Source organism: Mycobacterium persicum (assembly GCF_002086915.1).
Lineage (GTDB): Bacteria > Actinomycetota > Actinomycetes > Mycobacteriales > Mycobacteriaceae > Mycobacterium > Mycobacterium persicum.
The window spans coordinates 1,822,577-1,843,912 of sequence record NZ_MWQA01000001.1 but is presented as its reverse complement, the minus strand read 5'-3'; the positions used below and the strand labels follow the sequence as shown (position 1 = coordinate 1,843,912).

22 protein-coding genes, 1 tRNA gene and 1 pseudogene are annotated in these 21,336 nt (G+C 65.5%); 12 read left to right on the top strand and 12 right to left on the bottom strand.

Annotation, left to right across the window (positions count from 1 at the left end):
- The 4 genes from B4U45_RS08230 to B4U45_RS08215 all read right to left on the bottom strand — a co-directional run.
- Positions 1-191, bottom strand: a 191-nt coding sequence (locus tag B4U45_RS08230; RefSeq protein ID WP_219859373.1) for a WXG100 family type VII secretion target, incomplete at its 3' end; no start/stop codon positions are given.
- A gap of 38 nt (positions 192-229) precedes the next feature.
- A complete protein-coding gene (locus B4U45_RS08225) occupies positions 230-526 on the bottom strand; it encodes a WXG100 family type VII secretion target (RefSeq protein ID WP_219858662.1) in 297 nt (98 codons plus the stop codon).
- A 159-nt stretch (positions 527-685) separates the two neighbouring features.
- Entirely contained in the window at positions 686-1,867 is a 1,182-nt protein-coding gene (locus B4U45_RS08220) for a PPE family protein (RefSeq protein WP_075545786.1), read from the bottom strand.
- Positions 1,868-1,929: 62 nt separating this feature from the next.
- Positions 1,930-2,754 (bottom strand): PPE family protein, SVP subgroup, encoded by an 825-nt coding sequence (locus B4U45_RS08215; RefSeq protein WP_075545785.1) that lies wholly within the window; start codon positions 2,752-2,754, stop codon positions 1,930-1,932.
- A 358-nt stretch (positions 2,755-3,112) separates the two neighbouring features.
- Here B4U45_RS08215 and B4U45_RS08210 point away from each other — a divergent pair.
- The 5 genes and pseudogenes from B4U45_RS08210 to B4U45_RS08190 all read left to right on the top strand — a co-directional run bounded on the left by B4U45_RS08210 (position 3,113) and on the right by B4U45_RS08190 (position 7,240).
- Positions 3,113-3,186: transfer RNA gene (locus tag B4U45_RS08210), tRNA-Leu, on the top strand.
- Positions 3,187-3,438: 252 nt separating this feature from the next.
- Positions 3,439-4,085 (top strand): annotated as a pseudogene (locus B4U45_RS08205) (LLM class flavin-dependent oxidoreductase).
- Positions 4,086-4,094: 9 nt separating this feature from the next.
- Positions 4,095-5,237 (top strand): sulfotransferase family protein, encoded by a 1,143-nt coding sequence (locus B4U45_RS08200; protein WP_241780171.1) that lies wholly within the window; start codon positions 4,095-4,097, stop codon positions 5,235-5,237.
- Positions 5,227-6,585 carry a hypothetical protein gene (locus tag B4U45_RS08195; RefSeq protein WP_075545784.1) on the top strand — a complete coding sequence of 453 codons (1,359 nt, stop codon included), beginning with the start codon at positions 5,227-5,229 and terminating at the stop codon, positions 6,583-6,585. The genes B4U45_RS08200 and B4U45_RS08195 overlap by 11 nt, the downstream gene beginning before the upstream one ends.
- 169 nt (positions 6,586-6,754) lie before the next feature.
- Positions 6,755-7,240, top strand: a complete 486-nt coding sequence (locus tag B4U45_RS08190; protein WP_122526502.1) for a hypothetical protein — start codon at positions 6,755-6,757, stop codon at positions 7,238-7,240.
- A gap of 5 nt (positions 7,241-7,245) precedes the next feature.
- Here B4U45_RS08190 and B4U45_RS08185 read toward each other — a convergent pair whose 3' ends face one another.
- From B4U45_RS08185 to B4U45_RS08170, 4 genes are all read right to left on the bottom strand, one after another.
- The gene (locus tag B4U45_RS08185; RefSeq protein WP_241780170.1) at positions 7,246-8,346 is read right to left on the bottom strand and encodes a hypothetical protein; all 1,101 of its coding nucleotides are present in this window, start codon (positions 8,344-8,346) and stop codon (positions 7,246-7,248) included.
- 165 nt (positions 8,347-8,511) lie between these two features.
- The gene (locus tag B4U45_RS08180; protein WP_075545782.1) at positions 8,512-8,964 is read right to left on the bottom strand and encodes a DUF5709 domain-containing protein; all 453 of its coding nucleotides are present in this window, start codon (positions 8,962-8,964) and stop codon (positions 8,512-8,514) included.
- Between the two features lie 156 nt (positions 8,965-9,120).
- Positions 9,121-9,381 (bottom strand): hypothetical protein, encoded by a 261-nt coding sequence (locus B4U45_RS08175; protein WP_075545781.1) that lies wholly within the window; start codon positions 9,379-9,381, stop codon positions 9,121-9,123.
- 9 nt (positions 9,382-9,390) lie between these two features.
- A complete protein-coding gene (locus B4U45_RS08170; protein WP_131808260.1) occupies positions 9,391-9,798 on the bottom strand; it encodes a hypothetical protein in 408 nt (135 codons plus the stop codon).
- A 393-nt stretch (positions 9,799-10,191) separates the two neighbouring features.
- Here B4U45_RS08170 and B4U45_RS08165 point away from each other — a divergent pair, with 393 nt between their 5' ends.
- From B4U45_RS08165 to B4U45_RS08155, 3 genes are read left to right on the top strand one after another with little or no spacing between them, the layout of a single operon-like run.
- The gene (locus B4U45_RS08165) at positions 10,192-10,695 is read left to right on the top strand and encodes a hypothetical protein (RefSeq protein ID WP_122511821.1); all 504 of its coding nucleotides are present in this window, start codon (positions 10,192-10,194) and stop codon (positions 10,693-10,695) included.
- 42 nt (positions 10,696-10,737) lie between these two features.
- Positions 10,738-11,520: a hypothetical protein gene (locus tag B4U45_RS08160; protein WP_075545779.1), complete on the top strand. Its 783-nt coding sequence runs from the start codon at positions 10,738-10,740 to the stop codon at positions 11,518-11,520.
- A gap of 47 nt (positions 11,521-11,567) precedes the next feature.
- Entirely contained in the window at positions 11,568-13,169 is a 1,602-nt protein-coding gene (locus B4U45_RS08155; RefSeq protein ID WP_162877349.1) for an esterase-like activity of phytase family protein, read from the top strand.
- 4 nt (positions 13,170-13,173) lie between these two features.
- Here the strand turns inward: B4U45_RS08155 and B4U45_RS08150 are convergent, their stop codons facing one another.
- Entirely contained in the window at positions 13,174-13,686 is a 513-nt protein-coding gene (locus tag B4U45_RS08150; RefSeq protein WP_240316491.1) for a nitroreductase family deazaflavin-dependent oxidoreductase, read from the bottom strand.
- 72 nt (positions 13,687-13,758) lie between these two features.
- Between B4U45_RS08150 and B4U45_RS08145 the strand changes: the two genes are divergently transcribed.
- From B4U45_RS08145 to B4U45_RS08135, 3 genes are read left to right on the top strand one after another with little or no spacing between them, the layout of a single operon-like run.
- On the top strand, positions 13,759-14,514 hold the full coding sequence (locus tag B4U45_RS08145; RefSeq protein ID WP_075545776.1) for a dienelactone hydrolase family protein: 756 nt from the start codon (positions 13,759-13,761) through the stop codon (positions 14,512-14,514).
- A 12-nt stretch (positions 14,515-14,526) separates the two neighbouring features.
- A complete protein-coding gene (locus tag B4U45_RS08140; RefSeq protein ID WP_075545804.1) occupies positions 14,527-14,799 on the top strand; it encodes a DUF6295 family protein in 273 nt (90 codons plus the stop codon).
- 7 nt (positions 14,800-14,806) lie between these two features.
- A complete protein-coding gene (locus B4U45_RS08135) occupies positions 14,807-15,577 on the top strand; it encodes a DUF427 domain-containing protein (RefSeq protein WP_075545775.1) in 771 nt (256 codons plus the stop codon).
- On the opposite strand, the gene B4U45_RS08130 is transcribed toward B4U45_RS08135, so the two are convergent.
- The 3 genes from B4U45_RS08130 to B4U45_RS08120 all read right to left on the bottom strand — a co-directional run bounded on the left by B4U45_RS08130 (position 15,570) and on the right by B4U45_RS08120 (position 19,439).
- Positions 15,570-16,952 (bottom strand): cytochrome P450, encoded by a 1,383-nt coding sequence (locus tag B4U45_RS08130; RefSeq protein WP_219859372.1) that lies wholly within the window; start codon positions 16,950-16,952, stop codon positions 15,570-15,572. The genes B4U45_RS08135 and B4U45_RS08130 overlap by 8 nt on opposite strands.
- 132 nt (positions 16,953-17,084) lie before the next feature.
- Positions 17,085-18,272: a flavin-containing monooxygenase gene (locus tag B4U45_RS08125; protein WP_075545774.1), complete on the bottom strand. Its 1,188-nt coding sequence runs from the start codon at positions 18,270-18,272 to the stop codon at positions 17,085-17,087.
- An 18-nt stretch (positions 18,273-18,290) separates the two neighbouring features.
- Complete coding sequence (locus B4U45_RS08120) at positions 18,291-19,439, bottom strand: methyltransferase (protein ID WP_082275263.1); 1,149 nt, start codon at positions 19,437-19,439, stop codon at positions 18,291-18,293.
- Positions 19,440-20,067: 628 nt separating this feature from the next.
- On the opposite strand from B4U45_RS08120, the gene B4U45_RS08115 reads away from it, so the two are divergent.
- Positions 20,068-21,261, top strand: coding sequence for a YncE family protein (locus B4U45_RS08115; RefSeq protein ID WP_075545773.1), 1,194 nt, complete (start codon positions 20,068-20,070; stop codon positions 21,259-21,261).
- Positions 21,262-21,336 lie beyond the last annotated feature (75 nt).

Below are 21,336 nucleotides of genomic sequence, written 5' to 3'. Positions count from 1 at the left end.
ATCACCTGGAAGTTGCGACCCAACTGGGTGATGAACTCCTGGCAGGCCACCGAACCGGCGCCGCCCCAGAAGTCGCCGGCAGCCAGCACATCGCGAACGATGGCCTGGTGCTCGGCCTCGAGCGACGCCGCCTGGGCACGAATCGTGGCGCCGTGGGCGTCGACATCGCCGAACTGGTAATTGATGGTCATTGGTCTTGTCCTCCTGAATCGAAGCTGTCGGGCCGGGGCTAGCTGCTGAGGATCTGCTGGGAGGCTTGCTCTTGCTGCTCGTAGTTGTTGGCGTCACGGACCAGGCCGTCACGGACTCCGTGCAGCATGTTCACAATGTTGCGGAAGGCCTGGTTCATCTGGCCCATGGTGTCCAGCGAGGTGGCCTCGGCCAGACCGCTCCAGCCCGCGCCGGAGATGTTCTGCGAGGACGCCCACATCCGGCGGGCCTCGTCCTCAACCGTCTGAGCGTGCATCTCGAAGCGGCCCGCCATCGCCCGCATCGCGTGCGGGTCGGTCATGAAGCGTGCGGTCATGGTTCCTGTCTCCTTGTCTCGCAGTCTGCAGTTTTAAGAGTTCTAGCACGTGATTGGTGCGGTGGTAGCCGCTTCGCGGAACACATTACGGCGCGCCGGTTAATTACCGGCCTCGAACGAGTGACATATCCCCCATTTCTTCGCCGGGTCTTATCGCGGCTACACGACGACCTGTTTGGGCATGACGATCGGCTTGAAGCCGTAGCGCGGCCCGGCGTACGCACCGGCGCCCTTGGCGGCCGCCGCCATTCCGGGCATCCCGGCCATTCCGGAGACCGGTGCGGCTTCCTCCGGGACGCTCCAGCCGCTGCCGGACAACAGGCCGGCGGTGGAAGCCGCCGCAGGTGTGGCGCTCGACCAGCTGGCCGGCACCGACAAGCTGCCGACCAGTGACGCCTCGCCCAGACCGGCCGAGACCGCTCCGGCGCCGGCCGCCGGTGCCACCGATTCCGCCAGCCCCGCGCCCGCAGCGGCGGCCGCGCCGGCGGCACCCTCGACGGCTTCGGCGGCTGCCTCCGTCGGCGCGAGGGCATTGGAGAGAAATATCGCGTTGGGGATCGCGGCCATGACGAACCATGCGGCGGTGTTGATGCCGCCGTTCAATATGTTCGCCACCATCGGAATCGCGAGCAGGTCGTCGATGCTTTGCATGATTCCGGTCAGCCCGGTTGCGTCGGCAACCGAGGTGATCGGGGAGGCCAGGCTCATTACCGCGTTGGGCAAGTCGGTGATCAGGCTGCTCAGACCAACCTGGTTGACCGTGGCAGCCGCAGCGGCCTGACCGACCGCCGCCGACTGGGCGGCCAGCCCACCGGGGCTGGTGCTCTGCGAAGGCGTGGTCAGTGGGTTCAGGGTTCCGCAGCCCGCGGAGGAGGCCGCATAGGCGTACATGGCCATGGCGTCTTGGGCCCACATTTCCATGTAGTGGGCCTCGGTGGCCATGATCGCCGGCGTGTTGATGCCCAGGAAGTTGGTGGCGACGAGCGCCGCCAACAGCGCCCGGTTGGCGGCGATGATCGGCGGCGGTACGGTCGCGGCAAACGCCGCCTCGTATGCCGCCGCGGACGCCATGGCCTGCGCGCCAGCATGCTCCGCCGACGCGCCCGTATAGGTCAACCACGCTATGTAGGGTTGGGCCGCGGCGGCCATCGACAGCGACGCCGGGCCGAGCCACTGCTCGCCGGTCAGCAACGTGACGATCGACTCGATCGAGGCCGCCGTGGTGTTCAATTCGAGGGCCAGGCCGTTCCAGGCCGCCGCGGCGGCCAGCAGCGGGCCGGCACCGGCGCCCGCGTACATGCGTCCGGAGTTGATCTCAGGAGGCAGAGCTGCGAAATCCATTGGTTCCCACCTTTTGAGTTAGTCTCACTCGTTGATTTGTGCAATTGCGCTGTGCGCAGCGCCTATACGCTCACCGGTTTGGGCATGACGATGGGTTTGACGCCGTAGCGCGGCGCACCGAAGCCGGCGCTGTTGCGCGCGGCCGAGGCCAACCCCGGCACGCCCGGGTAGAGCACACCGGGAGCGGCTTGTGGGGCGGCGGCGGTCCAGCCGGCGCCCTGCAGCGCTCCGGCGGTGGTGCTCGAGACCAAGGTGGCCTGTCCGGCCCAGTTGGGCGGCACCGACAAGAGACCGATCGACGACGCCTCGCCGATTCCGGCCGCGACGGAACCTCCACCGAGCGCCGCCTCCGCCGCACCGAGCTCGCCCAGTGCGGCTTCCCCGCCGAGGAAGGAGTCGGCGGCAGCCGCCTCTTCGGCGGGTAGCAGTCCACCGCCTGCCAAACCGAGCAGGTTCGAAGTGGCGGACGCCCAGTTCCCCATCCCGATGTTCATCATGTTGGCGAAGCCGCCGTTGAACGAGTCCGGAATCATCCCGGAGGTGCCATCGATGAGGCCGCCGATGCCCGACGTGAGTCCGGAGAAGGGCGAACCCGCTGCCGCCGAGTTGAGCGACTCGGTGGCACCGTAGGTACCGGCGCTGAACCCCAGGGTGTTGACGAACATGTCGTGCATGGCCGCGGCCTCGGCGCTGACCTGCTGGTAGAGGGTGCCGTATGCGGTGAAGAGGGCCGCTTGCAGCGCCGAAACCTCGTCCAGAGCCGCCGGAGCTATCGCAGTGGTAGGCACGGCGGCGGCCGTGTTCTGTGCGGTCAATGACGTGCCGAGTGCCCCTAGCTGCGTGGCCGCGGCTGTCAGCTCTTCCGGCACTATCTGCAGGAATGACATTGGTGCCTCCTAATGTGAAACATGGCGACCTGTTGACTCCCCGGGTCAACCCTGTGTGTTTGCGTAACGACCCCTGTGTATTGGCGTAACGCTAACCAGCCATGTCCCCACATTCGGCGCTGAAAGGCATAGGGTGACAGACGTTTACGGCCTCTTAACGCCGACGCCGGCAGTTTTAACAAGCTCCTTGCGGGCGATACGGCCATGTCATATGACCCCGATGGGCGCCCCTGTAGTCAGGCACGCGGCGGGCGATCCTACTCAAACTCCGGCCGAGGCGCACGCTAGTGTTTTGCGGGTTCGTATCCAGGAGTGGATGTCTCGTGCCCGGTCGTTCGCGCGCTACATTCGCCGCCTGGCCCCCATAGCCCAATTGGCAGAGGCAGCGGACTTAAAATCCGCACAGTGTCGGTTCGAGTCCGACTGGGGGCACGGGAAAAGGCCTGGTCAGCGGTCTACCGTTGGGTAGCGCCGTCGCTCGGCGGACGAGGAAGCCGGCGAAATTCCGGCGCGTGGCGCCGCGGCTGCGCTGTAGCTAGTTGTCGCGGTCGCTGGGATGCTGGCCAGTGACGAGTCGCGTTACATCACCGGGCAACACTCGCCATCGATGCCGGTTCATTCTCAACGGGAACGGCTGTTCCCGCCGTGAGGACGATGCGATGAAGCAACTGATGGGCGGCTGATATGCGGTTCACCTTCTCGGACTCGATGACGCGTTCGGAGTATCTGCCCCGCCTCGTGACGGCGGCGGAATCTGCGGGGTATCACGGGTTCGCCATCCCCGATTCCATCGGCTATCCGCAGCATTCCGATGCTGTATACCCGTATACCGCAGACGGTGACCGTAGCTTCCTCGAGGACAAGGAGTTCATCGAGCCGTTCGTGCTCGCCGCCTACCTCGGAGCGATCACCCGACGCAGCCGCTTCAACACCTTCGCGTGCCGTCGATGAAGGTCTGTCCGGTACCCACTCGCCCCGTTCCGCTGTTGATCGGCGGCCACTCGGAGGCCGCCCTGCGGCGCGCGGCCACCAAAGCCGACGGGTGGATGCACGCGGGCGGTCCGAATGACACGCTGGAGTCGATGCTGGGCAAACTGCGGGCGTTTCGCGCCGAGGCGGGAAAGTCGAACGAGCCCTTCGAGATTCATGCCGCCAGCCCCGACGGCCGCTCGGTTGACGGATGCAAGCGGCTGGAGGACCTGGGTGTCACCGACGTCATCGTGGGTTTCCGAAATCCCTACACCAAGGGTGAAGATCCGCAGCCGCTGGCGGGCAAGGTGGCCAAGCTCGAACGCTTCGCCGACACCGTCATCGCCAAGGTCAACCCCTGAAAGGACGTCGTGAAAAACATCTTCTACTTTGACTGGCGCACCTGGTGGGCGATGGTCCGCCTGGTTCGCTTCGAGCAGGACCCTGCCCGGCGTCGGCGCCAGTACCGCACTCTGTGTGTCGTCGTCCCGGCCATGGCTCTTCTGCACACGGTGACGTTCGCACTCGACCCGATCGTCTTTCCGGCGTTGCGGCGCACCGACATCCGACAGCCCATCTTCGTGGTGGGTCACGCCCGCAGCGGCACCACCTACGTGCACCGGATGCTCGCCAATGATCCCCGGTTCTCCTATGTCCTGCTGTGGGAGATGTTTTTCCCGTCGCTCATTGAGAAGAAGGTGTTGCGGGCGATGTTGCGGTGGGACCAGCGGCTGGGTGGCCGGCTGCGCAGGCGCATCGACGCCCTCGATGAACGGCTTTTCAGCAAGAGCAACCAAGTTCACGAGTCGGGGCTGTTCGCGCCGGAGGAGGACGAGTTCCTGCTGACGATGTCGTGCGCCTCAGGCTATTGGGTGGTGCAGTATCCCCGGGCTCAGCACCTCGACTTCTACTACGTCGACGACCGGTGGCCAGCGCGCAAGCGGCGCCGGGTCATGCAGTTCTACAAAGAGTGTGTGCGCCGCCAACTGGTCCTCAATGGTCCCGGCAAGACGCACCTGTCCAAGGCGCCGGTTCACTGCGGCCGCGTCGAAAGCCTGATCCAAACCTTCCCGGACGCCAAATTCGTTGTGCCGGTGCGCAATCCCTACGAAACGATCCCAAGCCTACTGAAGCTGATGCAGTTTGCCTGGTCGGCCCGTAAGCAATCGGAGCGCGACATGCAGGCGTCGTTCCGGTCGTTCGTGGAGTCGTCGTACCACTACTACCAGCACCCGTTGGACGTGCTCGACGCCCACCCCGAGGTGCCCAGCGTGATCCTGAACTACCGCGACCTGGTGACCGATCCGTCCGGCACGATGCACCGGGTGTACGACAAGCTCGGTCTTGACATGCTCCCAGAGCAAGAGAAGGCGCTCGCGGCCGAGAAGGGGCGTGAGTACCGATCCGGTCACTCCTACAGCCTCGAAGAGTTCGGTCTGGAAGCCGACGCCATCCGCACCCATCTGGCGCCGTTGTTCGATCGGTTTGGTTGGGAGACAAACCATGTCGGATGACCACGCCGCCGCATTGCGCGGTGCCTGGGACGAGATGATCCAGCGGTTGGGCAGGGCGCGAGATGCCCTGGAATCTCCCGAGTTATACGCTCCGCCGCAGTCCGGGCCGCGCGAGCTCGCCGAGGGTTATCGCTATCTGCTCGGCTTCGTGCACTCGGCTGTGGAGCGCGCCTTCTTCGGTGATCCCGCGTTTCCGTACTTCCGCCGCGCCATCGGGGTGCTCGACAAGGCCACCATCGACAATGCCGACGCGATGTACCTCTCGACACCCATCGACGGCCGGTATGAGTACCGGATCACCGGGCAGGTGCCGGACTCGCGCCACTGGCGCGGTGAGCCGCCAGCGCCGTCGGGTGCCATGGCGCCGCAGTACCTCATCGTCGAGGCCCATACCGGCTACGCCGGCGACACCGGCGACCTCGCTGAACTGCAGCCGGGCGTGCGCGGCAACACCGGAAAGCTGGATTCCGCCGAGCTGGCTATCGGGCAGGACGGACGTTTCGACATCCTCCTGGCCCCCGAGCGGCCGTCCGGGTACTCGGGGAATTTCATCTGCACCCAACGCATTTCAACGGGCTCTGGCGTTCAGTATTTCGCGGAGTACGTGACCGTGCGGGCGTTGTATCACGACTGGGAGGGCGAGGAGGCCCCCGAACTGCTGATCCACCGGCTCGACAAGGTCGGTGAACACCCGCCCGCACTGGACCCGGCCACTGCGGCCGAAGCAATGCGCCGCGTCGGCGAGATCGTCGACAACCAGACCCGGTTCTGGAACAAGTTCTACGACGTGGTGCTCGAGGCGCACGGAGATCGCAACGGCGACGGACTGACCTTCATGCCCCGCAACGGGTTCAACGCCCCGGCCGGTGCGTCACTGGCCACCGGCGGAGGACAGAGCACCAACGTCTACTCCGGCGGGATGTATGACCTGGCCGAGGATGAGGTCCTGCTCATCGACACCGAAGTGTTCGAACCGCCCGCCTACATGGGCTTCCACCTGGCCAACGTCTGGGGCGAATCACACGACTACGCCAACCACGTCAGCAGTCTCAACGGCACCCAGGCCCGCCGCGACGACGACGGGCACTACCGTTACGTCGTCGCCCACCGCGACCCCGGTGTGCCCAACTGGCTGGACACCACCGGGCTACGCCGGGGCTTCATGACCATGCGTTGGACCTATTCCCAGCCGACAGAGCGGCTGCCCGTGGTGACGGCGCGCAAGGTCGTTTTCGACGAGATTGACGATCACCTACCGGCGTCGACACCCAGGTTCTCGCCCGAGGACCGGCGCGAACAAATCCGTGTCCGCCAGGAACACGTCCAACGTCGCTACCGGCAGTACTGAGTGGGCTCCGGGCTCGAACCGCAACGCCGAAGGATCCGGCGCCCGGGAACCCATCGAGGGTCGGCAGAGGGCCTCGACACTGTGCATTGAGGTCCAAAGTCCCTGTACGAGGAGCACCTCGAAGAACGAGCGTGGCTTCATGATGCGTATGAGCTGCATTGTTGCCGCCATGGTTGCGACCGCCGTGAGTACCGCCGCGCCGGCCAGCGCCGACCCGCTGAGCGACCTGACGGGCTTGCTGCCGGCGGGCTACGCCAGCGGCGTATGCAAACCGACCGCTGCTGGGGCGGCACTTGCCGCTGTGAGCTGTGGGGCCAACTCACTGCCCGGCGGCCCGACGGCGGCAACCTATCGGCTGTTCGGCGATGACAAAGCGATGCAAGAGGCTTTCGCGTCCGCCTTGAGTGGTCCGGATTGGACGCCTGCGGCGTGTCCCGGCATGCGGTCGTCGCTTCCCATTCCGCTGACGAAATCCGACGGCACCAGATACGGGTCGGTAGTCTGCGGGCGCGCGAGCACCTTCCTGCAAGACCGAGATGGCGGCATTGCGTGGACGCGAGACGCTGACAAGCTTCTCGGCGTGGCATATGTGGGATATCAGGGCCAGGCGTATCCGGCCGGTCTGTTCGAGTGGGTGCGGGCGCAGCAGACCTAGAGTCCTTATCGCGCCGCCGGCACCCACGCAAAGCTGTCCGCGCCGGTGTCGATCCGGGTAGGGCTGCGGTTGTCGAGATCCGTTACCACCAGCCAGTTACCGGAGGAAGTGTCCAGGTAGGCGACGAAGTCGCCGGCACCCCACACCGGTGCCTGGGCGGCGTTACAGACGCGCCCTCCGCGAGGGGAGTCTTGGCAGATCGACATCACCGCGCCGTCGGTGACCGTGGTGCGCGGCAGCGACGAACCCGCGTCGAGGACCTGGATCGTCTTCGACGGATCGGCGGCGCTTCGCCCGGCAGATTGCGTCGTGAACGCCACGGCGCCGGAGCCCAAGACCGCGATGTCGCCGTAGTGCGAACCCGGCTTGGTGAACAGCGGAGTGGGTGTGGGCAGCTTCCCGCCGATTTCGGCGGCGGCTGCCACGGAGTAGATGCCGCCAGTGCGGACGGCGAATGAGGGCACGCCCGCGTCCAGCCCGGATGCGTCGCCGTTGGCGAACAGTATTGCCTGGCCGTCCTTGGTGTAAGTCACCGAGGAGGCATTCGTGTCGGTGGCGGCAGGCGTGGATTCACCGCCGACGGCGAGGACGTTGACATCCGCCGGCCGCACGTCGCTGCGTGCCTGAACCCAGGCGATGTGGTGGCCGTCGGGCGCCCACGCGAACCCGGATTCGGCGAACAGCTTCTGTTGTGTGGGTGCGAGCGCACCGGTGTCGGCCGCCGCGACCAGCAGGTAGCCGCCGTCCACCGCCCCACCGGTCGGGTTGTCGACGAAGGCAACCTGTTTTCCGGTCGGTGACCATCGGGGACTGGCGACCATTGGCGGTACGTCGCCGCCGCCCCGCGTAAGGGCGGCTGGGTCCACCAGGCGCCGCGGTCCGCCGACGGGTTCCAGTTGCGGTGACAGGTCGAGTATCCACAGTTCACCGCCATAGTCGGCGGCTGTCGCCTTGCGGACGAATGCCACCTGCGACAGGTCCGGGGCCGGCGCCGGCTGCGCGTCCGCAGGTCCGTCCGTCAACTTCCGGCCGGGGGTACCGGCAGGTTCGCTGACGTAGAGCGACCCCGCCTTGGTGTAGAACAGCGCACCCGGTCGAATGGTCATCGGGGCAGTTGTCCGGGACGTCGGGGCCGGTTTCGCTGGGGTCGGATTCGTCCTGCTCGCCGAATTGCATCCGGCCAAAGCCAGCACGGCCAGCAGCACAGCCCACCGAGCGTCCCGGCGCCGGATGGTGGGCGTCGCCCGACTGTGGGCACCCATGCCGAACGGTTAGTCGCCGTCTTCGATGATGTGCATCGCGGCTTCCTCGGCCGAGGCGGCGCCGCCGCTGATGCCGACGTCCTCGGCGACCAGCTCTGCCTCGGTGTCTTCGCCGAAGCCCAGGTCAGGCGCCACAAGGCGGCCCGCTCGGGCCCGTCCGACCTCGCTGCGCTGCGGAAACTCGGCTTCGCGCTCGGCTTCGTCGGAGCGTTGCCGTTCGTCTTCGTCCAACAACACATCAATTCGCGACGCCGGATCCGGTTCTTCCTCAGCAAGCAGCTGGTCCAGTGTTTCGGAGGGGCCGAAGGCGCCGGGTGCGTACGGACGCTCCGGCGGGGAGTAACCCTCGTCGAGGATGTCGTCGACGCCCCGGTCGATCAGCGTGTCCTCGGGCTGAAGCTGATTGTCGTCTTCGGTGCCGTATTCACCTGCCGCCGGGCCGGCCCAATAGGCATTGCTCACGGTGTCCCTCCTCCAAATCCTGATCGCGCGGAATCGTTCGACTCGCGGGCAATCCACAACTTAGAGCTTTGCGAGCGTTCCACCCTAGGGCCGTTGGGCCTTCATGGGCGGCGACGTTGGGCTCGTCGGCCATACCCGCAGCCGCGAATGAGCTGCCTACTCGACCACCGACCACTTGTCTGAGCTTTCCCATATCCCGCCCTTGCCGGACTCCGAACCTGTGCAACTGCCACCGCGCGTCGAGTGCGCCTCTCCGGGTCCCCCCCGCATCGCCACCGTCCCGTCCAGACTGAAGACATACGTAACCGGATCCGACGTATCCGTGGTCCAGATGCACGAGCGATCCGCCTCGTCGGGATACCTCTGGTGCGTGGTCTGCGTTCCCGTCAACGTAACCCCGGACAAAGTGCCGGTCACGGTTCCTTCCTACGACAGCACCAGGTACGACGGCTCCATGCTCAGGGTGCAGGTGACCGCGTTGCCGTTGACGTAGCAGTCGTGTACGGCGCCGTAGCGTTGGTCGCCGATACGGAAGTGGTTCATGGGCGGCAGGCCGATGCTGGACGAGGTGGTGCTTGCTGGTCCGTCCTTGCGGCCATCCTCCGGCTTGGCTACCGGCCTACCCGTCGTCGTTGAGTGGCAGCCCGCAAGCCAGAGCGTGACCACCGTCATCGCCGCGACGGCGCCCGGTGTTGCTCTATGTGCAGGTATCTGCATGATTTCCCGATTTCGACGGTGCTGAGTGGTTGCGGCTAGGTGAGCGCTGATTTCGTCGTCGAGGTTGGGGTCGGCGGGACCGGCTTCCCGCCGCCACCGGCACCTCCGTGTCGGCACGCATTGAACGCCTCGACGCACCGTGACGCATCCTCCGGCAGGACATATCGGACCCGTAGAGGCCGATCCTGACGTGGGCATGCAGGCAGTCGCGCAGGTCGCTGGCGCATGTGGGGGAGGGGGCGGGCGATGGGGCAGCCGCGGCCACCCGGACGTCCATAGGTAAGTCTGCTGTGGCAGCGGCAGACCCACGGCCGGCTGTCAATAGGGACTTTGGGCCTCGCAAAGCTGTCCGGGAACGCTGTTCGACTGTTTCGGGTGCTGCCCGCATAGCCACACGCCAACTACCTGCGAACTGAGGTCGGAAGTCCCTATCCGGCGAGCGCCCCAGCGAACGAGGGTGCCCTTATGATCCGGCATCGCGCGCATCGTTTCCGCTCTCGTCGTCACCGTGTGTCGCCGTGGCGTTGTTGGTTGCTGGCCGGGCTGGGCCTGACGGTGATCTCGGTCGCGCCGGCGGTTGCCGCCCCGCCCGGGGACGACAACCCGCCGCGGGATGACCTCGACCGCTATCCGCTCGCGGCCGGGCTCTACGAAGGTGTTTACGGCAGCCTCACGCCACAGACGCCCAACTTCTGGGGGTACTGGCTCTACTTCAAAACACCCGGGGGATGGTCGTGCGGTCTAGCCCCCAACGGCGGCCCGATCGGCTGCGACATGGTGCCCGCCGACGCGCCGCCGGGCACCAACCAGACCTACGCCGATGCCGCTCATCCCGCCGCATACCGCCAGTCGAGCACTTCGACCTTCACCCGCGACGTCCCCGTGCTTCCCGCCGGTCAGCGGCTGCAGAGCCTCGGTGCCAAGTGCGCCGTCACCGACACCGGCGCGGTGCAGTGCGAGACGGAAGGCAGTCACGGCTTCATCCTGACCGCCGGCCACGGCGTGCTGTGGTAGCTGCGCGCCGCGGTTGCGGCACCGGCCATAAACTGAGCCTTCGTGGGAATGCTCTTTGGTTTCGCGCCGTGGATCGTTTACTGGGTGCTGGTCGGCAATGTCCCGTTCGAGATCGCCGTTGCGGTCGCGCTGTTGATCGCGCTGGCGGTGTTCGCGGTCGGGCGGGCCACCGACAAGCCCGGCCGAACGATTGAAATCGCTGCTGTCGCAACGTTTTCGGTACTTGCGGTGCTGACCTTTGCGCTCAGCGAGCCGGCCATGGCGCGGTGGATACAGCCGCTGAGCAACGCGGGGATCTTGCTCGGCGCGCTGGCCGGCCTGCTGATCGGCAAACCGTTCGTCCGCGAGTTCGCCGCGGCCGAACAACCGCCCGATGTGGTCAAGACCGAGCTGTTCGACAGGATGACCGTGAGGTTGACCTGGTTGTGGGTCGCCGCGTTTGCCGGTATGACGCTGTCATCGGCGATCCCGCCGGTCGTGCTGCGCGACGCTACGATCCTCGACACGAAGACGCCGCTGTCGTTCCTCTGTTACTGGGTCGTCCCGTTTTCGCTGTTGGGTCTGGCGTCTCTGGCGTCTCGGCTCCTGTCCGACCGGATGCTTGCCGGGGTGGGCGATGCCGTCCGGGAAACCTCCTTCGTCGCCTACGACGAAGCCACCATCGATGAGCTGTATTACCTTGCCCAGGAGCACGCCAATCGCGAAGTCGGCCCAGGTAAGGAGGCCTACAACGTCAAAGTCGGAGGGATGGGCACGCCGCTGACGGGCGACGAGTCGCGCAAGTCATGGCCCTCGACCTACAAGGTCCGCGACAAGAAGCACTAGCAAATGTCGGCTCCCGTTACCCGCGCGACAACTTCTCCTGCTAAATCATGCCCATGGCGAATACGACGAGATGGTGGGTTGCGACGGTAGCGGTATCGACAGCGCTGACGGCCTGCTCGTCGAGCACGTCCGACTTCAGGGGGGCGCATCCGGGCAAGGTGGACCTGAGCACCAAGGCCGGAACCGTTCTCACGATCACCCCCGACCGGATGCTGGCCGCCACCGGTGGCCTGACACCCGTGGCCTTCGGCACGCCCGCGCACGGCAAGCTGGCATACGCCGAAAACGGGGCAATGACCTATACCCCCGATGCCGGCTTCACCGGTACCGACGAACTCGCCGTTACCGTCAGTCGCGCCGTCAAGACCTACGCCGAGAATCAGCTGCCGCTGGTCACCATGGGCGGTGTCGCCATCAAGGCCAGCGCGCACGGGTCCGCGATCGCCGCGGTGCCCGGCGATTCCGACGAAATCTACGGCCTCACCGACCGCGGCCCCAACGTCGCCGGGCGTGCCCCGAACGAAAAGGTGTTCCCGGTACCGGATTTCCAGCCGCATATCGCCAAGCTCAAGCTGACCGACGGCGTGGCCACAGTCGAGCGGACTATCGCACTGCGCGGTCCGGACGGGTCACCGCTGGTCGGGCTAGTCGACCGGCAGGCGAATACCGGTGAGTCGGCGGTGGACCTCAACGGCACGCCGCTGCAACCTTCGGACTACGGAGTCGACCCCGAGGGCCTGGTCGCCACACTCGACGGCAATTTCTGGGTGTCCGACGAGTATGGCCCCTACCTCATCCACTTCGACGCCAATGGCAAAGAGCTGGAACGTCTTTCACCGTTTGACACCACATTGCCCAAGGAGTTGTCGCTGCGCAGCCCCAATCACGGAATGGAAGGACTGACCATCAGCCCCGACGGCACGATGCTGGCCGGGATCATGCAGTCGGCGTTGCAGACGCCGGGGCTGCAAGGCCCGGCGAAATCGGTGCCGCTCGCCCGTATCGTGACCGTCAACGTCGTCGACCCCCAAATCGTCCACGAGTATCTGTATCCGCTGGCCAATCCGCAGGACACCGACGTCTCGGTATCGGAGATCACGGCGCTGAGCGCCACCACCTTCCTGGTCGTCGAGCGGGACAGCAAGCCTGCGCCCAATGCGAACAAGAAGATCTACGCGGTGGACATTGCCGGGGCCACCGACGTCGGCCCCCGCTCGACGGTGCCCGGTGCGTCGTATCAGCCCGACGCTGGCGGCCTGCTCGTCAACGGTGTTCCTATTGAGACCGCCGTCGGAGTCAGTACCGATACGGACGCCGTCGCCAAGCTCAGGGCCGTCGGGATCACCGTCGCCGCCAAGACGCTGAAGCTCGACCTTGAAGCTCTGTTGCGAACCCTGTCGGCCAACGGTGATTTCTACGGGCACGACAAGATCGAAGGCCTCATCACCCCAGACGGCGGTAAGACACTCGTCATCGCCAACGACAGCGATTTCGGACTGGCCGGCCTGGCTTCGGCGACCCCGCCGATGCGGCTGCGGCCCAAGATCCTTCCCAATGGGACGGAGGACAACGGCGAGATCCTGGTCGTCGACACGACAGCGCTGCCGGCGAAGACCGAATCGGTGACGATCGCGATCAAAGTTCGCTGAACGTTCAGCCGGTCAGCGGCCGCAGCCGAAACACCCTGATCTGTCGCGGAGCGCACTTGGTTCGATAGCGCTCGTAGCCGGCGTAGAAGTCGGTCGCGATGGCCCATGCCCGGGCGCGCTCGTCGCCGGTGAGCAACTCGGCCCGGTATCGCCTGGGCGGTCCCTTGAACTCGACGGTGCATTCGGGGTGCGCCAGCAGGTTGGCGCTCCACCCGGGATGGTTGGCCCGCCCGTAGTTGGAGCCGATCGCCAAAAGCCCGTCGGAGTCTTCGAGAAACGTCAATGGCTGGGTGCGCGGCTTGCCGGACTTGGCGCCGGTCGAGGTGAGCAGACCGACCTTGTCCCAGCCGACCGAACTCAGCCGGCCATTGGTGCGTGGGATCAGTGTTTTGTCGATCCGCGGCGCGACATGGAGGACGAACAGCGTCCCCACCGGGCTGATCAAAGTGCGTTCCATCAGCGCCTCATCGAGCCGCAACCGCCGCCCGCGAATCGGGCTTTCCCGCCTCAGTGCCACGGCTCGACGGTACTCGATAGGTTGGACGGGCGGGGGCGAGAAGTGACTGCGCCAGAGACAAGGAGTGTCGCGATGAACACTGTCGGTCCGGATGCGATTCGCGCGGAGACGATCACGATCACCGGGCACCGCGGCGATGAGATCGAGGCCTACCGGGCCATGCCGCTCGCCGAGGGGTCACGCGGCGGCATCGTCTGGATCCACCACATGCCGGGCTACGACCGCGAGACCAAGGAGTTCGTCCGGCGGCTCGCGGTCAACGGTTACCACACCGTGGCGCCCAACCTCTATTCCCGCGAGGCCCCGGGCGCCGAACCGGACGATGCCGCCGCCGCGGCCCGGGCAGCCGGCGGTGTCCCCGACGAACGGCTGGTCGGCGACGTCGCCGGCGCGGTGGAACACCTGCGCTCGCTGCCCGGGGCAAACGGCAAATTCGGCGTCATCGGGCACTGTTCGGGCGGGCGGCACGCCTACCTGGCGGCATGTTCGCTGCCGTTCGACGCCGCCGTGGACTGCTACGGCGCGTTCATCGTCGAGGACCCGCCGGAGGGGATGCCCAAGACCATGAAACCCATCCTGAACCTGGCGGCCAACCTGAGCTGCCCGCTGCTGGGGTTGTTCGGGGTCGAGGACCGGTTCCCGGCGCCCGCCGGGGTGGCCGCACTGGATGCCGAGCTGACCAAGCTGGGCAAGTCGCACTCGTTCACCTCCTACGAGGGCGCGGGTCATGCGTTCTTTTCCGTCGACCGGCCGGCATACCGCCCGGAGGCGGCGCTGGACGGTTGGCGACGCATCGACGAATTTTTCGCTACCCACCTGAAAGGCTAGGTGTCCCAACGCATGTGCACTTATCTGACCGAACACCTGGCGATCGACGGCAGCGCCAAGGGCGCGACCGGGTGGTTCGACGCCAGCCGGGCCACGGTATATGTCGATCATCCGGTGCATGCCCGCTACGGCCACACGGTGAACATCGATGTGCTCAATCCGGAGCTCGGCCCGTCCGCTCGGGTCGCGCTCGAACTCACCGAGGAAAGCGCGCTGTCGTTGGCCGACGCAATCCGCACGGCGATCGCCCACGCGCCGGCCGGCCTGGCGTCCAAGGACCAGTAGGGAACAGATGGTCAGCGAGCACGACTACCCGCAGCTGGCGGCCGCCCGCGGACGCATCGAGCCGGCGCCGCGCCGCGTCCGCGGCTTTCTTGACGGCGAATTGGTCTTCGACACCACAGCGGCCCGCTATGTGTGGGAATTGCCTTACTACCCAACGTATTACGTGCCGATCGTCGATGTCCGCAGGGAATTCCTGCGCGACGAGGACCACCCTCAAGAAGTTCAGTTCGGTCCGTCGCGGTTGTATTCGTTGGTTGGCGCAAATCGGACCCACCCGTCGGCCGCGCGGGTATTCGACGCCGACGGCGACGGTCCGCTCGCGGGCACGGTGCGCTTCGACTGGGACCCGCTGCGGTGGTTCGAAGAGGACGAGCAAATCCATGGCCACCCGCGCAATCCGTACACCCGCGTGGACGCGCTGCGCTCGCACCGCCACGTCCGGGTGGAGCTGGACGGCGTCGAACTCGCCGACACCCGCGCGCCGGTGCTGGTGTTCGAAACCGGTTTGCCGACCCGCTACTACGTCGACCCCACCGACGTCGCCTTCGAACACCTGGAACCCAGCTCGACGCGGACGCTGTGCCCGTACAAGGGAACGACATCGGGCTACTGGTCGGTGCGGGTCGGCGACACGGTGCACCCTGACCTGGCGTGGACCTACCAGTACCCGCTGCCGGCCGTCGCCGCCATCGCCGGCATGGTGGCGTTTTACAACGAAAAGCTCGACATCCTTGTCGACGGTGTCGTGCTACCACGGGCGCGCACGCACTTCAGCTAACTGCCGGGTGCCCGGGCCAGGCCCCGGCGCCGCCGGTCACCACGAGCTTGATTTCGCGTCGGGGAATCACCGCGATGCCCCGCGGTATCGATCGGGGCGGGCTTCTGCGTCGTTCGCGGCGCGGCATGATCAGCGCCACGGTGCGCATCATCGTTCCGATCGCAATTGCCAGTTCATCATGGGCGAACGCGGCTCCAAGGCAGCGCCGGTGCCCGCCGCCGAACGGCAAGTACGCGAACGGGGTCGGCTTGCTGTCGAAGAAACGATCGGGATTGAACCGATACGGATCGTGCCACAGGTCATGACTGAAATGTATTGCAGGTATTGCAATTCCGACGGTATCGCCGGCGCTGAATTGCATTCTGCCAACCGATCGCGGTTCGACGAGCGTGCGCAATATGATCGGCACCGCCGGATGCATCCGCAAAGTTTCCTTGATCACTGCGGACAGATACGGCAATCTCGGCATCTCGTGCGGCGCCGGATCGGTGGACAACTCCTCGGCCAGCCGGGCAAGCACGTCGGTGTCGCGATGAAGGTGATAGAGCGCCCACGCCAGGGCGGCAGCGGTGGTGTCATGCCCAGCGATCATCATGGTCCGCAGCTGCTGTTGCAGGTCCTGATCGTTAACCGGAGCGCTTTCGCTCTCGGTTTCGTGTAACAGCTGGCTCAGGACGGAACCGTTTGTGGCACAGGGACATCGGCGGTCATGCTCCAGCTGGGCGGAAAACAGGGTCTCAAACTGCGTTCGCAGGCGCTCCAGTCGAGCCCAAGGCCCCAGGCCGGCAAGGTTTCTGCGCAGGGCCGGCAACAGCATCAGCGGGGCGGTGTTTGCGTTCATCAGCTCGGTGACCACGTGGGCGAATTCGTCGGCGCGATCGTGGCGTAGGCCGAGAACGGTTTCGATGATGATCCTCAGGGTGATCTTCCTGGCCGTGCGGTGCAATGGGACTCGGTCACCTGGGCGCCAGTCGGTTATCTCGGTGAGTACCGCTGTCGCCATCGTGTCGGCCCGTCGCCGCATGGGAGCACCCTGAAAAGCGGGCGAGAGCAGGCGGCGCTGGCAGCCGTGCTGCTCACCCGAGGTCAAGATGACGGAATTCGGCCCGACGATCGACTCGATGGGATTGGGGGTCGGCGCGCACAAGGCCTCACGCGGCATGGTCAGAATCCGCCTGGAGTCCTCGGCGGTGGTGAAAAAATGTACTCGGCCAAGTCCTGGGAAGATCACGACGAACGGGTCAGGCCGGTCGCTCTGCCGGCGAAAGTAGGTTTCCGGATCGAGCCCGGCGCGAACCGATCGCAGCCCGGTCGCAAGACCTACCGTCGGCGAAGCCGGCCATGCCGACCCTCGTCCCTCCGGCGGCAACCTCATGTCTTGCAATACGAATCAGCAAATTAATTAGTTCACTAAATTATAGTGCGCGCATGTTGAATAATCCCGGTACACAAGAAAGTACGAAGTGAGTTCACTGTGCTGTTGAGCACCGTGCGGCTATGCACTAGATCAGTGGACTCGATACGAGGCGGAGCTTTCCAGTTCCGCTGCGACGCGCTTGGCAACGTGCTTGGACTGCTTGGCAACAAAGCCGAGCAGCCCAGGACGCGACTGGAAGCCGATGAAGCGTAGGCCCGTATCGGCCGGCGTCACACCCGCCGTCCTCGGTAGACCGCGTTCGTCGAGTACTCCGAGGTGCCCGACCATGGGCTCCAAGCCATGCAGATAGCCCGTCGCGCAGATCACCGCATCGGGTTGCAGCCGTTGGCCATTGGCCAGCCAAACGCTGGCACCGTCGAATCGTTCGATCGTCGGGACCACCTCGAACGAACCGTCGCGGATCGCCTGGATCACTTCCTTGTCGACGATCGCCGGTGCCCGCCCGAGTCTGATCCCTCGGGCGAACACGCCCTCGGCGGGCACCGGTAATCCAAATGCGGAGAGATCGCCGATGGTCAGCCGACGTCCAAATGCCGCCAACCTGTCGGCGAGCCAAACCGGCGCGTGGAAAAGCGGTGTCGCGATGAGATCGGCCGGCAGTCCGCCCGGCAACGAACGAAGCATGATGTTGGGCGTGGTAGGCACCGCCAGCCAGGCTTTTGCCGCTCCACCGGTAGCCACATCGTGGACAATCTCCATCGCCGAGGAGCCGGCCCCCACCACCAGGACGCGCTTACCTTGGTACGGTGCGGGATTGCGGTAAGCCGCCGAATGAAGCAACTGCCCGGCAAAACCGTCGATGCCTGGCCACCGGGGAATTCGGGGGGTGTGTTCGTACCCCGTCGCGATGACCACTTGCTGGCAATCAATAGTCCCGGCTGTGGTGCGTAGCCACCAGCCGTTGTGGCGGCGGTCGATTCGGCATACCTCGGTGTTGAGCCGCAACTCAATGCCGGCTTCGCAGGCATGCCGCTCAAGATGGTCGACGACTTGGTCGCGGGTCGGAAAGACAGGCGTGTTCCTGAGATAGGGGCGGTCGGGGAGATGCGAGAACTGCTTGCAGGTATTGAGTTTCAGCCTGTCGTAGCGTCCTCGCCAGGATGAGCCGACAGCATCGGATCGATCGACAAGCAGCGGGCGTAAGCCGCAGTCGCGCAAGCTCAGCGCCATCGACACGCCGGCCGGGCCTGCCCCGACGACGACGACCGGACGTTCCACTGCGCCGGTCACGACGAGCCCGGGTGGATTTCCTTGCATGCCTTGGTCACTCAACTTTCAATCGGTGGTTGGCAGCCGGCCAGGTTTGAAACCGAACACCGTCGAGGTAGGACCGATGAGGTGGCGGACCTTGACTCGGGTGAAACCACCGGCGCGAAGCATGTCCGCGCATGCACGGGTGGACGACTCGTAGCCCTCGCGCGATTCCAGCATGATGTTGAGGCTGGACAGCAGGCTCTGGTAGTTGTGTCGTCGGCCGGGTCTGATCATCGCGTCGTAGACGATCACGGCGCCGCCCGGCGGGGTCGCGGTGTACGCCTTGGCCACCAACTCCTGGCGAATCTGGTGATTTCGTCCGTGGAACACATGACCGAAAGAGATCACGTCAGCGCTGGGCAGTGACACTTCAAGGAAGTCGCCCGCACTGAAATGCAGTCTGTCGTGGAGCCCGAATGACGTTACATACTCTTCGAACACCGGTCGCACCGCCGGTAAGTCGAATCCGATGCCACGTAAATGCCGATGACTCAATGCGATTCGGACCGGCAGCGCGCCCTGTGCGCAACCGATGTCGGCGAAAGTGCGGAAGCGCTGCCACGGAAACCGCGCTGCCAGCAGCGTCGCCTCTCCGGTCGAGATGCCGGTCATTCCGGCCAGAAAACCCCTCAGCGCCAGCGGGTCACGGTACATCATTGAAAAGAATTCGTTGTCCCCGCGTTCCTCTTCCGCCCCGGGCCGACCGGTGCGCAGCAGGTCGTCGAGGCCTGACCATAGGTCGTACAAACGCTTGCTTGACAGTTCCATCAGTCCACCCACATAACTCGACTTGGCCCGATCGAGGAACATGGCGCTGCGTGCTGTGTTGGCATACCGCCCGGCCCTGTCGCGTCGCAGCAGTCCGGCGGCGACCAAGGCGTCGAGAGCGGTACCCGCGGCGCGCGGATGCCAGCCCAGGACGTCGGCCAATTCCCGCTCGGCCATCGGTCCGTGAGCCAGCTCGGTGAACACCCCGGATTCCACCGCCGAAAGGATCAGCCGCGACGACCAAAACGACATCCCCATCGCCACGATGTCTTGCGGACCTCCGAACCGGCGCAATAGTGGCCCCAGGATTGGATTTTGGAAGGCCCGCATCATGAGCCGCTCGCGTCGGATGTCGGGTGTGCGGTCACGAGCTGGAACGGTGGAAGCCGCATCGAGCACCATCGCGTCGCGACCCCTTCCGATTGTGTTGGGAAGCTGGGTATGTGGAATGAAACGGAGGCGGACGCCTGATGGTTCAATCGATCGACATCCTCACGCGGCAGGTCACCAGCGGCGGCGGGAACGTACTGCGGGCCGGGCCGGCGACCCTGCCGGCCAAGAGGTTCGGATGTTCTTGGCTCGGCCGACACCGACCGATCACCTAGCGCGTCGGTCGCTGGTTCGGTGTGCCCTAGCTGACTCCGCCATTGACCCGGTATTCGGTGTGACTTTTTCCTCTCCCCGGCCGCAAATATAAGAATTTCTTATCTAGCGCTCCTCTGGCCGATCCCCAATGCGGTAGCTAAATGAGATATAATCGCAGTTAAATCACCTTTGATTCGTTTGCTGACAGCGTGGTTATGAAATGGCCGACTTTCGCATTCTGAGCGTATGCTGAGTCGCTGATGTGACATAGTTAACAATGGCGAATTCAAATCCTATTTGCCTGGAATTCAACGGCTAGACTCTCGCAAAGACGCTGGAAGGACAGCACATCGGATGCTGGCGTCCGGCTAATCGCGGGGGGTCAGGTCGCACAGAGCAGTCGCGATGTCTGAAGCCCGCGCAACACAGCAAAGGCGGTGCCAACGTGAGCGATGTGAACGGCCAAAACCCCGGCTGGGATGAACAAGATGACGCACAGGTCCAGCTTTTCGGGTCAGGCGCCACACCCGATTTGCCGGCCGCGGTCGAGTGCCGGGTGAACAACGGCCCCATCGCCGCCATGGCCATGAGCCCCGACGGCAGCCGGCTGCTGGTGACCAATTACAGCGACCACAGCGTGTCGGTCATCGACACCGACACCTGCCGGGTGGTGGAGACCATCGCCGGCGTCAACGAGCCGTTCGCCATCACCACCGGCAGTGCGCCGGCGGAGCGGGCATACGTCAGCATCGTGTCGCCGGCCTACGACTCAATCGGCGTCATCGACGCGTCCACCAACACCCTTGCCGCCACCCACCCGCTGACGCTCAGCGTCAGCGACCTCACCGTCGACCCCGGCGGCAACTACGTCTACGCCAGCCGGAACGGCGCCCGCCGTGCCGACGTCGCTGTCCTGGACACCGCCACGGGCGCCGTCGAGGCCATCGACATCGCGACCGCCCCGGGCGCCACCGCCGAGTGCGTGCGGATCAGCGCCGACGGAAGCCGGCTCTACGTCGGCATCAACGGTCCTTCCGGCGGCCAGCTGGTCATCATCGCGACCCGCGCAGAGCGCGACGCGGATCGTGGCGCCGCCGGCCGCCCGCGCTGGCGCCGCAAGAACCCCAGAAACCCGCACGGCGGCCAAGACGGTAAGCCGCAACTGCGCGTCGTCGACACGGTCGACATCGGTTCGGCGGTTCGCGATGTCGCGGTGAGCCCCGACGGCGCGACCGTCTACGTCGCCAGTTGCGGAACCGACTTCGGCGCCGTAGTCGACGTCGTCGACAGCCATGCCCGCAAGGTCACCGCTACCCGCAAGATCGACCAGATCGGTGGTTTGGTCACCCGCCTGACCCTGAGCGGTGACGGTGATCGGGCCTACCTGGTGAGCGAGGACCGGGTCACGGTGCTCAACACGCTCACCCAGGACATCGTCGGCACCGTCCGCGTCGCGCAACCGTCCTGCGTCATCGAGAGCCGGGACGGCGGCCACCTGTACATCGCCGACTACGCCGGCACGATCACCATGGTGCCGGTCGCCGCGACCGTTCCGGGCATCGGCGACGCCCGCGAGTACGAGGCGTCGACCGAGTGGATCATGCCCGAGCTGCTGCAGTACGAGGCGGCGCTGGCCTGACGGTCGCGGCCGGGACGCTCCGGCCCGGCATTGAATGCGGTTCTCGGGGGAACCCGTTCTCATGACTTGCCCGCG